This is a genomic window from Shewanella sp. Iso12, from assembly GCF_012030025.1.
Classification (GTDB): Bacteria; Pseudomonadota; Gammaproteobacteria; order Enterobacterales; family Shewanellaceae; genus Shewanella; species Shewanella algae.
Map to the genome: position 1 here is coordinate 52862 of NZ_JAAUHW010000004.1, position 14071 is coordinate 66932.

Below are 14071 nucleotides of genomic sequence, written 5' to 3' on the forward strand. Positions count from 1 at the left end.
GAAGGTCATGGCCGTTATAACTCAGTACGTTGTGGTCAGAGAAGGGGTTGAGAAGATGACATTTACATCTAAGAAGGAGGCAGACGCCTACGATAAGATGCTCGACATCGCGGATAACTTAATCCCCTTTATTCAAGCCAGTGAATTGGAACTGGATGATAATACAGCGGAAAAACTTGCTTTTTATTTAGCTTCTCATAAAGATACACTGGCGAATCTGCTCAAGGGCGCCCCGGTAAAAGCACCGGCCCCCGCCAAGAGCAGTAAGAAGAAGACAGAACCAGAAAAGGCATAACCCGGGAATACAGATGAAAGCTCAGTTTTACGATACGCTCAACCGTCAGGTACAGGCACTGTTTGCCGGTGAAGACGATGTCATTTGTGCCATGGCCAATTTCTCAGCTTTGCTGAATGAACACCTTGAAGACATCAATTGGGTGGGCTTCTATCTGCTCAAGGGTGAGCAACTGGTGCTTGGGCCCTTTCAAGGGAAACTGGCCTGTACCCGAATTCCAATGGGCAAGGGGGTCTGTGGCACCGCGGCCGCCAAGGGCGAGACTCAGTTGGTTGAGGATGTACATCAGTTTGCCGGACATATCGCCTGTGATGCCGCCAGCAACTCGGAAATTGTGATCCCTGTTTACCAAAAGGGCGAACTGATTGCCGTGCTGGATATCGACAGTCCCAGCCTGTCGCGCTTCGATAAAGAGGATCAAACCGGGCTGGAGACCCTGGTGCAGAGTCTGGAAAAGTGCTTATTTGGTTAATTCCCGTACAATCTGCCACAATTGGTGGTCGCTTTAAGGCGCGTGCAGCTTATAATAGGCGGCCGCTTTGAGGGCCAAATGACCGTTTGTGGTGCTTGGCCGTATCAGGCTGAAATGTTAAGTTTTGTGTAATGCCTTTGGCAATGGCCGAATGCATGCTAATTTGTACGTTATCCCCCAAGGGGTTAACGAAGATGAACGACGCCGTGAGTACAGCAGACCTAACTGACCACTGACGTCCCCTGTTAACTGTGGAAGTAATGATGGAATCAACAGAAAAGTTGACCGACACCAACGCTATTCTGGCGTATTTGTATGAAACATTCCCTTTGTGCTTTATTGCCGAAGGAGAAACCAAACCACTGAAGATAGGACTGTTTCAGGATTTGGCTGAAAGGTTGGCTGATGATTCCAAAGTCAGTAAGACCCAACTTAGGGTCGCCCTGAGACGCTACACCAACAGTTGGCGCTATCTGAAGTGCATCAAGGAAGGCGCTCAGAGGGTGGATCTCGATGGTAACCCTTGCGGCGAACTGGACCCAGAGCATATTGAACATGCCAAGGCGACGCTGAAAGAGAGTCAGGAAAAAGCCAAGGCCCGCCGTGCTGCCGAGCCAGCCAAAGAAGGTGAAGCCAAAAAAGCCAAGCCTGCGCGTAAGCCTCGTCCTCAAGGGGACAAGCCCCGCAACGAGCGCCCACGCAGCGATAAAAAGGCGGCCCGTAAGCCTAGCAAGCCTGCCGCTCCAGCCGTGGAATTGGTACCAGCCGTATTGGAAGAGCTGAAACCTTCACAGCGAGTGAATGTCAAATTGGGTATGACACCGGTAGCCGGTGTGATCCTCGACATCAATAAAGAAGATGTTCACGTCCAACTGGATTCCGGCCTGTCAGTTAAGGTCCGCGTGGAACATATTCTGCTGTAAAATCATCAAATAGAAAGGAGTAACTTGCTGATGCGAAAATTTATTCTTGCTGCATCGATCGCCAGTGTCTTTATGGGATCCCAGGCGCTGGCTATCTCACCGGCAGTCCCGGTCAGCGAGTTACCCCATTTGCAACAGGAGCCGCAACACAAGGTTGCCAGTAAACGGATAACCGGCCTGTTCAGTCGCTCCCATTATCACAGATTCGATCTGGATGATGCCTTCTCGCAGCAGATCTTCAAACGCTTTCTTGAACAACTCGACTACCGCCGCAATGTATTGTTGCAGAGCGATATCGACAGTTTTAAGGTTTATGCCAATCAGTTTGACGATATGGTACGCAGCGGCGATCTGGAACCGGCGTACAAGATGTACGATCTGGTGCAGCAGCGCCGTTACGAGCGTTTTGCCTATGCCTTGAGTCTGCTCGACAAAGAGATGGACTTTAATCAGGCCGGCGATGCTTATGTCTTTGATCGTAAAGATGCCGCCTGGCCCAAAGACGAGGCCGAGCTCAACGAGCTGTGGCGTCAGCGGGTCAAGTACGATGCCCTCAACCTCAAGCTGACCGGTAAAGAGTGGCCGGAGATTGTTGATGTGCTGGGTAAGCGCTACAACAACGCCATCAAACGCTTGAAGCAAACCAACAGTGAAGACGTGTTCCAGGGGCTGATGAATGCCTTTGCCCGCAGTGTCGAACCGCACACCAGTTACCTGTCTCCCCGTAATGCCGAACGTTTCCAGATGGAGATGAACCTTAGCCTGGAAGGGATAGGCGCCGTATTGCAGATGGAAGATGACTACACAGTTATCAAGAGTCTGGTGGCCGGTGGTCCTGCTGCGCTGAGTGAGAAGCTGGCGCCTGAAGACAGAATTGTCGGTGTAGGTCAGGAAGGCAAGGAGATGGTCGATGTTATCGGCTGGCGTCTGGATGATGTAGTCGACCTGATCAAAGGCCCTAAAGGTAGCAAGGTGACTCTGCAGGTGCTGCCCAAAAAAGGCGGCTCCAATGCCAAACCCATCAATGTGACTGTGGTGCGGGACAAAATTCGTCTCGAAGACAGGGCGGCGACTTCCAAGATAGTCGAGCCGGAAACCGGTCCTTACGCTCAGCGTAAAATTGGTGTTATCCAGATCCCCGGCTTCTATATGGACTTATCCCGGGATGTGGCCAAGGAGTTGCAAACACTCAATGAAGCCAAGGTTGAAGGTGTGATTATTGACCTGCGTGGTAACGGTGGTGGCGCCTTGACCGAAGCGACTTTGCTTACCGGGCTGTTTATCGATCAGGGGCCTGTGGTGCAAATTCGTGACGCCAACGGTCGCATCAGCGAAAACCGTGACAACGATGGCAAGAGCTATTATGACGGTCCGCTCACAGTGATGGTTGACCGTTACTCGGCCTCGGCATCGGAAATTTTTGCCGCTGCGCTGCAGGATTATGGCCGCGCCTTGATTATCGGTGAGTCTACCTTCGGTAAAGGCACAGTGCAGCAGCACAAGAGCCTTGGCCGTATCTACGACCTGTATGAAAAGCCGGTTGGCCATGTGCAGTACACTATAGCCAAGTTCTACCGTATTAATGGTGGCAGCACTCAGTTGAAAGGTGTGACTCCGGATATTCCGTTCCCCAGTGCGTTGGAGCCGGGGGAATATGGTGAGGCGGAAGAAGACAATGCACTGCCATGGGATAAGGTGCCTGTAGCCAAGTACCAGCCTTTGGGTGAAATCGGCGCAGAGATGGTCAGCAATCTTGCGAAACGCCACGAGAGTCGGATTAAGCAGGACGTCGAGTTCGGTTATATACTGCAGGACATAGGCGAGTTCAAGAAACACCATAAAGAGAAGAGTGTTTCTCTGGTGGAAAGTGAGCGCTTGGCCGAGCGGGATAAGGACGATCAGAAACAGTTGGCCCGCCTCAACGAACGTCGGGTTGACCATGGTCTCGAACCCTTGAAGTCTCTGGATGACGATGAAAATGTCTCCGAAGACGAGAAGAAAATCGAGACTCCGGATGCCTTCCTCGATGAAGCCGTCTATATCACTCTGGATATGGTGGACTATCAGAGATTGGCAAAAAACAGCGCAAATTGATGCTGGCTCCAGGAAACATAAAAACGCGCTGATTGCGCGTTTTTTGTTTGCTCCCAGCGTGAACAGAGGCAAGATCAGTCAACGAACTCAGCGACTGCCAGTGCCCAACGAATTAAGGATGACCTATGTCTGAAGCACAAACCATTTCCCCGCAACAACTGCAGGCCAAGCACCTGGCCGATTATCGTCCACCGGCGTTTTTGATCCCCGAACTGTCACTCTCATTTCAGCTTGAACCCAAGCAAACCCGAGTGACGGCCGTCAGCCGGGTAAAGCGCAACGGCAGTCACAATGAACCTCTGCAGCTTGACGGTGACGAGCTGGAGCTGGAGCAGCTATTGGTCAATGGTGAACCGGCCGACTATCGCCTCGAGCCGGGTAAACTACTGCTTGAAACCGAACTCAACGAATTTGAATTGACTCTGGTGACTCACATCAGCCCGGCCGATAACTCGGCACTGGAAGGCCTGTACATGTCCGATGGCGCCTATTGCACTCAGTGCGAGGCGGAAGGTTTCAGGCGCATCACTTATTTTCTCGACCGTCCCGATGTGCTGGCCAAATACCAGGTACGTATCGAAGCCGACAAGGCATTTCCTTTCCTGCTCTCCAACGGCAACTTGCTGGAGAAAGGGGAGATGGCCGATGGTCGTCATTTCGCCGTCTGGCAAGACCCTTTCCCTAAACCCGCTTACCTGTTTGCCTTGGTTGCCGGTGACTTTGACCTGCTGGAAGACAGCTTTACCACCCGCTCCGGCAGAGAGGTCAAACTGCAGGTGTTTGTCGACAAGGGCAACCTGCACAAGGCCGGACACGCCATGGCTTCACTTAAAAAGGCGATGGCCTGGGACGAGTCACGCTTTGATCTCGAGTACGATCTCGATATCTACATGGTGGTGGCTGTGGACTTCTTCAACATGGGCGCCATGGAAAACAAGGGCCTGAATATCTTCAACACCAAGTATGTGTTGGCGGATAAAGACACGGCGACCGATGATGACTTTCACGGTATAGAATCTGTGATTGGCCACGAATATTTCCACAACTGGACCGGCAACCGGGTAACTTGCCGCGATTGGTTCCAATTGAGCCTGAAAGAGGGCCTGACCGTATTTCGCGATCAGGAATTCAGCTCAGATCTCGGCTCCCGGGCCGTCAACCGTATTCATGCCATCAAGGTCATCAAGAACCAGCAGTTCGCCGAGGATTCTGGCCCGATGTCGCATCCTATTCGTCCCGAAAGCGTGATAGAGATGAATAATTTCTACACAGTCACTGTTTACAACAAGGGCGCCGAAGTGATCCGCATGATGCACACCCTGCTGGGTGAGCAGGCCTTCCAGGCGGGGATGAAGCTGTATTTCGAGCGCCACGACGGCCAGGCGGTTACCTGTGACGACTTTGTCGCCGCTATGGAAGATGCCTCAGGTAAAGATCTGACTCAATTCCGCCTTTGGTATAGCCAGGCGGGCACCCCTCAAGTGACAGTGACCGATGAGTATGATGCAAGCACAGCGACTTACCGCCTGCACCTCAAACAGTTCACCCCAGTGCGCGCCGGTGAAGCGGCCAAGGCAGCGTTGCATATTCCTTTCAGCCTGGAACTGCTGGGCAATGACGGCAACGCCTTGGTCAACCAAGTGTTTGATTTTACCCAGGCCGAGCAGACTCTGGAGTTCAAGGATATCAGTGCCCGTCCGATCCCTTCGCTGTTGCAGGACTTTTCGGCGCCGGTGAAGCTCAAGTATGACTACAGCACAGTGCAGCTGCTCTGCTTACTGCGCCATGCCGGCAGTGAAGTGGCCCGCTGGGAAGCGGCGATGAGTCTCTTCAGCCGCGCTGTTTGGGCCAACGTTGCCTTACTTGAACAAGGGCAGGGGATGCATCTGGATCCTCGGGTTGTCGACGGCTTCAGAGGTGTGATACTGGACGAAGCTTTGGATAAGGGCCTTGCGGCCGAAATTCTAAAGCTGCTTTCAGTGTCTTCCTTGATTGAGCAGGCCGATAAGGTGGAGTTGGATGCCCTGTTGCTGGCTCGCGACTTTGTGATTGAAGCCATCGCCACTGGCTGTGAAGATGAGCTGCTGGCCCGTTATCGTCAATTGCTGCCACTGGATGATGCCGCCGCCCGCAGTTTGAAAAACACCCTGCTTTGGCTGCTGGCCAAAGTCTCTGATGAGCATGAGTCTTTGATTGAACAGCAGTTTGCATCGGCCTCAGGTATGACAGATGCGCTGGGCGCGCTGCTTGCCGCCAACGATGCCGATTGTGATTGCCGCGATGCCCTGATGCAGGCATTCGAGCAGCGCTGGAACAAGACCCCTCTGGTGATGGACAAGTGGTTCAGCCTGCAGGCGATGGCCGAAGATGATGAGGTGATCGCCAGACTCGAGACCCTGTTGCAACATCCGGCCTTCAGTCTGAATAATCCCAACCGGGTTCGTTCCTTGGTGGGCAGTTTTGCCGCGGCCAATGTGCGCCAATTCCACCGCCGGGACGGCAAGGGATATGCTTTCCTTACCGCCATGCTCAAACAGCTCAATCGCCTCAACCCGCAAGTGGCAGCACGGATCATTACTCCGCTGATCCAGTTTGCCAAGTTTGACGCCGGGCGTCAGGCCAAAATGAAGGCTTGCCTGCAGGAGTTGTTGGCTATGCCTGAGCTGTCACGGGATCTTTATGAGAAGGTCAGCCGCGCACTGGAAGACTGAGCTTAAAGATGGAATTTTACTTTCGCCTCAATCTGAGTTATCAGGACTTTTTACCTTACTATCAAGGTATTGCTGAAAATGTTGAGGTCAGGGAAAAGGGTGGCAAGATCCTCTGGATCAACGGCCGTCGTCTACGTCCTTTTCTGACCGCCGATGGTATTCACGGTGAATTCCATCTCAGATTGGACCGGGATGGAAAGTTCATTTCCCTGAAACAACTTTAGAGTAATTACTTAAAACGGTCGACTAAATCAGTCGGCCGTTTTTTACAGCTGTAACAAAGGTTAATTCATTGAAATTAATTGGGTTATAGCTGTTAACCTTCACTGTCGTTTGCATACTCAACAAAAATTTAAATCCCTGCGCCTTTCCTGAATGACGGATCCGTCTTAAGTCCTCAAATCTGCACAATAAATTTCTCAGTATCCGCCTTGCTCATCAGCATTAATTGCTGTAACAATGGTGTTACCTGTGAGCTAACAAGATGTTGGTTGAGACTCCTATAACAATTAATCCAGCAGGTTACGGAGAAGCGATAAATGAAAACAGTGATAAACCGTTTTAACAAGTCGGCGCTCGCTTTGGGGGTGGCGTCGGCACTGAGTTTAGGGATGATCCCCAGTGTCGAAGCGGTGTCTTTCAAATGGGGCGATGTGGATGGCTCCTTTGATTCGACCTGGACCTTGGGCGCCAGTTGGCGCGTGGAAGGACGTGACTGGGATGGTCAGATAGGTAAGGTTAACCATCCCAGATTCGACTGGAGTGGCTATTCCGCTTTTACTGATACCAAGTACACGGCTGCCGAGATCTGGGCGCAGCCCGGTTCCTATTCCAGCAACAATGACTTGAGTAATCTCCTCTATTCCAAGGGCGATACCACCTCGGAAATCTTCAAGGGGCTGCACGAGTTGTCGCTCAAGTATGAGAATTTCGGTATTTTCGCCCGCGGCATGTATTTCTACGATCGTAAGCTGAACGACAGAATTTACGATTTCAATGATCCTCTGACCGGCAACCGCTACGACCCTTGCGCCGACAAGCGCGCCGAGGAGGTGCAGTGTAAGGATATCCGTCTGCTGGATGCCTTCGTCTATGCCAACTTCGATTTCAACGATGGTGCCAATCCACTGACTATCCGTGTGGGTAATCAAGTGGTGTCATGGGGGGAAAGCACGCTGATTTCCCATGGTATTGCGGTGATCAATCCGGTTGATTTGAACATACTCAACGCGCCGGGCGCAGAATTGAAGGAAGCCTTCAGGCCACAGGGTATGGTGTGGGCCTCTTTTGGGGTGACCGAAAACCTGTCGCTGGAAGCTTTTTATCAGTATGACTGGGAGCCTATCTGGGTTCCGACTCCCGGGTCGATTTTCGGCACCAACGACTTTGTCGGTTACGGTGGCTACAACCAAAACGCACAGCTCGGCTTCAACGCCAACCCGGATATCAATCTCGACTTCCTGACCCAGGAATATAACCGTCTGTCCAACATGATAGCCTCCGGACAGAATATTCCGACCGAGCAGTTGGTGCAGATGGCACTGGCTTATCCCACCAAGGTGACATTGGTGGAAGATGAAGCCGCTCCCAGCGATTCCGGTCAGTACGGTATCAAACTGGGTTATTACGCTCCGGAGCTGGGTGAAACCGAGTTTGGCTTGTACTACATGAACTACCATAGCCGTCGCCCACTCATCAGTGGTACCACGGCGGACTTCAGTACAGGCGCGCTGCTGTCTGATATGGCGGTGCTTGGGCAAAACGCCGGCAATATTAACCGTGAAGTGCTGCTGAGCCTGGACAGCTTCTCCAAGGCCCAGGTGGTTTATCCTGAAGATATCAAGCTCTATGGCTTTAGCTTCAACACCTTGCTTGGCGATACCTCTGTAGCCGGTGAAATCGCACACCGCCAGGATGAGCCACTGCAGATTGATGATGTGGAACTGCTATTTGCCGCTATGCCACAACAGCTGGCCAACGCAGGGCTGAGGCCGGATCTTGATGGTTTGTCCCAGTACACTTCCTATGTCAAGGATGTCGGTCCGGGTGAATACGCCGAAGGTTATATTCGTCTCGATACCACTCAAGCGCAGATGACCTTTACCCATTTGTTCGGTCCCACTTTGGGGACTGATAACCTGACCATGCTCGCCGAAGTCGGTGGGGTATGGATCCACGATATGCCAAGTTTTGATGAACTCAGGCTCAATGGCCCAGGCACAGGTCGCAGCGGCGGCAATCCGGATATGCCTGGCATCATAGAGGCGTTGCACAACGGTCCTGAAACCAATCCGTTCCCTACAGATTTCGCCTGGGGTTACCGGATTGTCGCCAAGGCCGATTTCAACAATGTGTTCTCCGGCATCAATATGTCACCTCGAGTGATTTTCTCCCATGACGTTGAGGGTATCACCCCGGATCCTATGTTCCTGTTTACCGAAGGTCGCAAGTCCGTGGCACTGGGACTCAGTTTTGACTACCAGAGCCGCTGGGGCGCGGATCTTTCCTATAACAGTTTCTTCGGTGGGGTAGGCACAACCAACGCGATGGCCGATCGCGATTATGTGTCTTTCAACGTTAAGTTTTCGATCTGATAAGGACAATAAAATGAGAACTATAGCTATATTGTCTGCTGCTGTGATCCTGGCTTTGGGGGCCACCACAGCTGTAGAAGCCAAGATTTCCGAGGCCGATGCGGCAAAATTGGGTACCAGTCTGACTCCACTCGGGGCTGAGAAGGGCCCCAATGCCGATGGCAGTATTCCGGCTTGGGACGGCGGTATTACCACACCTCCAGCGGGCTATCAAAAGGGCATGCACCATCCCGATCCTTTCCCGGATGACAAGCCGCTGGCGACGGTTACCGCGGCCAACAAGGATCAATACAAGGAGTTTTTGACGCCTGGCCAGCTGAAGATGTTCGAAACCTATCCCGACAGCTTTAAGATGAACATCTACCAGACCCGGCGTACCGCTTCTGTGCCTCAGTTTGTCTATGATGCCACCAAGGCCAATGCTACCCGTGCAACTCTGGTAGCCGAGGGCAATGGTGTCGATGGCGCTTCCATAGGTATTCCTTTCCCTGAGCCGGCCAATGGCCTTGAAGCCATCTGGAACCATATCCTCAGATTCCGCGGTATTGATATCGAAACCGAGCGTAGCCAAGCCGCGCCTACCGCCAGCGGCGATTATACTCTGGTGGAAATGGCCGAAGAGATACGCTTCGAATACTCACGCCCGGATGCCAGTCTCGAAGAGTTGAAAAAGAACAATATCTTGTTTGAATTCAAACAGGTAGTTACCCAGCCTGCGCGTCTTGCCGGTACCGCGCTATTGGTGAAGGAAACCATGGATCAGGAAAAGGAACCCCGCCAAGCCTGGACTTACAACACAGGGCAGCGCCGGGTGAGAAAGGCGCCCAACGTGGCCTTCGACACTCCAGGTACGGTTTCCGATGGCCTGCGCACCACGGATGATTTCGATATGTTCAATGGTTCGCCTTCCCGTTACAACTGGGAACTGCTTGGCAAGAAAGAGATCTTCATTCCTTATAACGACTACCGTCTGCACTCGGATAAGGTCAAGTACAGTGAGCTACTCAAGTCAGGTCACCTGAACCCTGACTATGTGCGTTATGAAAAGCACAGAGTCTGGGTGGTCAAGGCCAGCTTGAAAGAGGGAATGCGCCACATCTACAAGACCCGGGTCTTCTATCTGGATGAGGATTCCTGGCAGGTATCAATCGCCGATCTGTACGACAACCGTGACGAGCTGTATCGGGTTGCCATGGCTCATGGCCTGAACTACTACGAGGTGCCGACTCACTGGAGTACCCTCGAGGTGTATCACGATCTGCAGTCCCGTCGCTATATCGCCATAGGTTTGGATAACGAAGGCCGTATGTATGACTTCGATGCCAAGTTGTCCGAGGCCAACTTCACCCCGGCAGCGCTGCGCCGCGAAGGGATACGTTAAGCCTGTGGCATCTGTAATGGGTGGCTGAGGTCACCCAGTTGGAAATTCCAGGGGCGCGTGCGCCCCTTTCAACCCTAAGGAAGTCTGTAATGTCGTATCGCATGCTTCAAGCAGCGGCTCTGGGCCTTGGCATACTCACATTCCAGGGCGCGATTTCGCCCCTTCACGCCGAAACGCAATCTGCAACCGGGGCTCTGACCGGCCAGCTGCAGCCTTTGGCCGTTCATTCTTTGATGTTGGATATTGCTCAGGCCGACAGCACTATGGTGGCGGTCGGTGAGCGGGGTCATATCTTAAGGCTCAGCGCCGATGCCAATCAGTGGCAACAGGTGGCGACACCGAGTCAGGCGCAGTTGACCAAGGTATTTTTTCTCGATGCCAATCATGGCTGGGCCGTGGGCCATGATGCCACCATTCTTGCCACCCAAGATGGCGGGCTCTCCTGGCTGCAACAGTTCAGTTCGCCAGAGCTTGCCCGGCCCTTGTTGGATGTTTGGTTTGCCGACTCGCAAAACGGAATAGCCGTTGGCGCCTATGGTCTATTTCTGCGCACCACAGATGGTGGCCAAAGCTGGCAGAAAGAATTTCATCCCGAGCTCTTGAGCCAAGATGACGCCTATTATCTGGCGGATCTCAAACAGCAGGATGAAGAGGCCTATCAGGCCGAGTCTGACTCTATTCTGCCCCATTTCAATCGGGTCATCGCCCTTGAAGATAAGCGCTTGCTTATGGTCGGGGAGCTGGGAATGGTAGCTATTTCCGAAGATGGCGGCCGTTTGTGGCAGCGACTGGAGTTTATTTATGACGGCTCTTTGTTCAATGCCATAGAAAGGGATAAACAGCTCTATGTGTTTGGTCTGCGAGGGCATGCCTTCAGCGCACCGGAAGATATGAGTCAGTGGCAGGAGATAAAGATGCCGCTTGAGTCGACCCTCAATGCGGCAGCGCCGGTCAAAGGGAGCCTGCTGCTGGTCGGCAATGGCGGCGCTGTGATTCGTTTGGATAACAACTTACACGCTGAGCTGGTAACCCAGCGCAGAGGGGAAAACTTATCGGCAGTTGCCGTTGACCCCAAGGGCCGGTTATGGATAGCCGGAACCAAAGGGCTTTTCGAACTAAAACAACAATAAAGGGCCATTATTATGTTAGACAGACTGGTCAATGGGATTGAGAGTTTTCTCTTTCGCAATCGTATCGGAGTGATACTGCTGTTTGCGCTGACCACGGTATTTCTGGGCTTTCAGGCCAGTCAGCTGAAAATGGATGCGGCATTTGTCAAAAACATTCCGCTGCATCATCCCTATATGCAGACCTACCTCAAACACCAGAAGCAGTTTGGCGGTGCCAACTCCATCATGGTGGCGGTAGAAGACAGCAGCGGTAATATTTTCAATCCGGCGTTTTTCGACACCCTGAAGAATGTGCATGATCAACTGTTCTTTATTCCCGGGGTAGAGCGCTCTCAGGTGAAATCCCTGTTTTCGCCGTCGACACGTTTTACCGAAGTGGTGGAAGACGGCTTTGCCGGAGGGCCAGTGATCCCGGCGGATTTCAGTACGACAGAAGCCGGGCTTGAGCGGGTCAGAGGCAATATCGAAAAGGCCGGCATAGTCGGCCGTCTGGTGGCAGAGGACTACAGCGCTGCCATGGTGACGGCGCAGCTGATGGACTTTGATCCGCAAACCGGCGAGCCATTGGACACTTTGGCGTTTGCTGCCCAACTGGAAGAGCAGCTCAGAGGTCAGTTTGAAAAAGATGGCATCAAGATTCACATCATAGGTTTTGCCAAGATGGCCGGCGATGTGGCAGATGGGGCCAAAGGGGTACTGCTGTTTTTCCTGATAGCCATTTTAGTCACGGCCCTGATGGTGTATCTCTTCTCCCGCTCTATGGTGTTGACCCTGCTGCCTTTGGTGTGCAGCTTGATTGCCGTGGTCTGGCAGCTTGGTCTCTTGACCGTGGTGGGCTTTGGCTTGGATCCCATGTCGATTCTGGTGCCGTTTTTGGTATTTGCCATAGGTGTCAGCCACGGGGTACAGATGATCAACGCCATCCGCAAGCGGGTCGCCGATGGTCAGAGTACCAAGGTGGCGGCGGCTTCGGCGTTTCGTAGCCTCTTGGTACCGGGCGGGGTCGCCTTGCTGTCGGATACCATAGGGTTTATGACCTTGCTGGCAATCGATATCGGCATTATTCGCGAGCTGGCTATTTCCGCATCGCTTGGGGTGGCGGTGATCATCCTGACCAACCTGGTGCTCTTGCCTTTGGTGATCTCCTTCTTCCAGATAAAGGCCGAGAAAGCGGACGTTGTCACCGAGGCCAAGACAGCGGCCTTTTGGCAAAAGCTCACCTGTTTTGCCACTCCAAAATATGCTGTGGTGGTGGTAGCTGCCACTGCGCTGCTTTATCTGGGCGGGTTGCAGCAAGCCGGCAAGATGCAAATCGGCGATCTTCAGGGCGGAGCACCGGCGCTGCATCAGGACTCCCGCTATAACCAGGACACCTTCTTTATTACCGATCATTTCTCTATCACCACAGACGTGATGAGTGTGATAGTGGAAGCCTATCCCGAGGCCTGTACCTATCACTCGGCGCTGGAGAAGATTGACAGGTTCGAATGGTTGGCGCGCAACACCCCAGGGGTTGAGTTTACCGCCAGTATCGCCTCGGTGGCACGCCAGGTGAATGCCGGTTTCAACGAGGGTAGCCCCAAGTGGCAGGTATTGCCCAGGAGCCCGGCCAGCCTGGCACAGTTGGTGTCACAAATTCCTACCAGCACAGGCCTGCTGAACGGCGATTGCTCTGTGATGCCTGTTTATCTGTTTCTTAAGGATCATAAGGCGGAAACCATAGAGCAGGTGGTGAACAAGGTGAAGCTGCTGGCCGCCGAAATGGACGACGACAAGCTGAGCTTTAAACTCGCTTCCGGCCCGGTCGGGGTGATGGCGGCAACCAACGAGGCCGTGGCCGAGGCGCAGCTGCCTATGATGCTGTATGTCTATGGCGCGGTGTTTATCCTCTGCCTGATAAGCTTCCGCTCACTGAAAGCCACGGTTGCAGTGATTCTGCCTCTGTATGTGGTATCGACACTGGCGCAGGCACTGATGACCTGGCTGGATATAGGCCTGACGGTGAGCACCTTGCCGGTTATTGCCCTCGGGGTGGGTATTGGGGTGGACTATGGCATCTATATCCTGTCGACCATGGCCGTGAAACTGCGCGATGGTATGGCGGTGCAGCAGGCCTATTTCGAAGCCTTGATGGAGCGGGGCAGTGCGGTCATCTTCACTGGCCTGACCTTGGCTATTGGGGTGAGCACCTGGTTCTTCTCTGCACTTAAGTTCCAGATGGATATGGGAATTTTGCTTACCTTCATGTTTGTGGTCAACATGCTCGGGGCCATAATTATCCTGCCTGCGCTGGCGGCACTTTTCTGGCGCAAACACAGTTAGTGATGGGGGCAGGGGAAGAAGTTTCTCCTGCCCTTGCTGCATAGTTAGTCTGTTATTCCGATTACTTCTTCACCACTCCCTTCAATATCCCGTCATTGCTGGATTTGTACAGGATGTACCACTAAAATTTTGCTCGAATTATGGTGTGT

General features: G+C 52.9%; 10 protein-coding genes. All 10 read left to right on the top strand.

The features are described 5' to 3' along the window. The first annotated feature begins 7 nt into the window (after nt 1-7). Entirely contained in the window at nt 8-295 is a 288-nt protein-coding gene (locus HCX89_RS09005; protein ID WP_025011161.1) for a YebG family protein, read from the top strand. Nucleotides 296-308: 13 nt separating this feature from the next. Further along, nucleotides 309-767, top strand: a complete 459-nt coding sequence (locus HCX89_RS09010) for a GAF domain-containing protein (protein ID WP_025887716.1) — start codon at nt 309-311, stop codon at nt 765-767. Between the two features lie 263 nt (nt 768-1030). Further along, a complete protein-coding gene (proQ, locus tag HCX89_RS09015) occupies nt 1031-1690 on the top strand; it encodes an RNA chaperone ProQ (protein WP_071237465.1) in 660 nt (219 codons plus the stop codon). Between the two features lie 30 nt (nt 1691-1720). Continuing rightward, the gene (gene prc / locus HCX89_RS09020; protein ID WP_044734607.1) at nt 1721-3784 is read left to right on the top strand and encodes a carboxy terminal-processing peptidase; all 2064 of its coding nucleotides are present in this window, start codon (nt 1721-1723) and stop codon (nt 3782-3784) included. A 125-nt stretch (nt 3785-3909) separates the two neighbouring features. Continuing rightward, the gene (pepN, locus tag HCX89_RS09025; RefSeq protein WP_167715754.1) at nt 3910-6495 is read left to right on the top strand and encodes an aminopeptidase N; all 2586 of its coding nucleotides are present in this window, start codon (nt 3910-3912) and stop codon (nt 6493-6495) included. Between the two features lie 8 nt (nt 6496-6503). Further along, entirely contained in the window at nt 6504-6719 is a 216-nt protein-coding gene (locus HCX89_RS09030; RefSeq protein ID WP_025011156.1) for a DUF2835 domain-containing protein, read from the top strand. Nucleotides 6720-7034: 315 nt separating this feature from the next. Then, nucleotides 7035-9089, top strand: coding sequence for a DUF1302 domain-containing protein (locus HCX89_RS09035; RefSeq protein ID WP_028781454.1), 2055 nt, complete (start codon nt 7035-7037; stop codon nt 9087-9089). Between the two features lie 13 nt (nt 9090-9102). Then, entirely contained in the window at nt 9103-10470 is a 1368-nt protein-coding gene (locus HCX89_RS09040; RefSeq protein WP_167715756.1) for a DUF1329 domain-containing protein, read from the top strand. A gap of 89 nt (nt 10471-10559) precedes the next feature. Beyond that, nucleotides 10560-11600, top strand: a complete 1041-nt coding sequence (locus HCX89_RS09045) for a YCF48-related protein (RefSeq protein ID WP_167715758.1) — start codon at nt 10560-10562, stop codon at nt 11598-11600. 12 nt (nt 11601-11612) lie between these two features. After that, nucleotides 11613-13922 carry an RND family transporter gene (locus HCX89_RS09050; protein ID WP_144437699.1) on the top strand — a complete coding sequence of 770 codons (2310 nt, stop codon included), beginning with the start codon at nt 11613-11615 and terminating at the stop codon, nt 13920-13922. Nucleotides 13923-14071 lie beyond the last annotated feature (149 nt).

What these genes read in the sequence shown, in the direction of transcription:
- HCX89_RS09005 (WP_025011161.1), top strand. Translation starts at nt 8, where the DNA reads ATGGCCGTTATAACTCAGTACGTTGTGGTCAGAGAAGGGGTTGAGAAG.
- prc (WP_044734607.1), top strand. Translation starts at nt 1,721, where the DNA reads ATGCGAAAATTTATTCTTGCTGCATCGATCGCCAGTGTCTTTATGGGA.
- HCX89_RS09050 (WP_144437699.1), top strand. Translation starts at nt 11,613, where the DNA reads ATGTTAGACAGACTGGTCAATGGGATTGAGAGTTTTCTCTTTCGCAAT.
- HCX89_RS09030 (WP_025011156.1), top strand. Translation starts at nt 6,504, where the DNA reads ATGGAATTTTACTTTCGCCTCAATCTGAGTTATCAGGACTTTTTACCT.
- HCX89_RS09040 (WP_167715756.1), top strand. Translation starts at nt 9,103, where the DNA reads ATGAGAACTATAGCTATATTGTCTGCTGCTGTGATCCTGGCTTTGGGG.
- pepN (WP_167715754.1), top strand. Translation starts at nt 3,910, where the DNA reads ATGTCTGAAGCACAAACCATTTCCCCGCAACAACTGCAGGCCAAGCAC.
- HCX89_RS09010 (WP_025887716.1), top strand. Translation starts at nt 309, where the DNA reads ATGAAAGCTCAGTTTTACGATACGCTCAACCGTCAGGTACAGGCACTG.
- proQ (WP_071237465.1), top strand. Translation starts at nt 1,031, where the DNA reads ATGGAATCAACAGAAAAGTTGACCGACACCAACGCTATTCTGGCGTAT.
- HCX89_RS09045 (WP_167715758.1), top strand. Translation starts at nt 10,560, where the DNA reads ATGTCGTATCGCATGCTTCAAGCAGCGGCTCTGGGCCTTGGCATACTC.
- HCX89_RS09035 (WP_028781454.1), top strand. Translation starts at nt 7,035, where the DNA reads ATGAAAACAGTGATAAACCGTTTTAACAAGTCGGCGCTCGCTTTGGGG.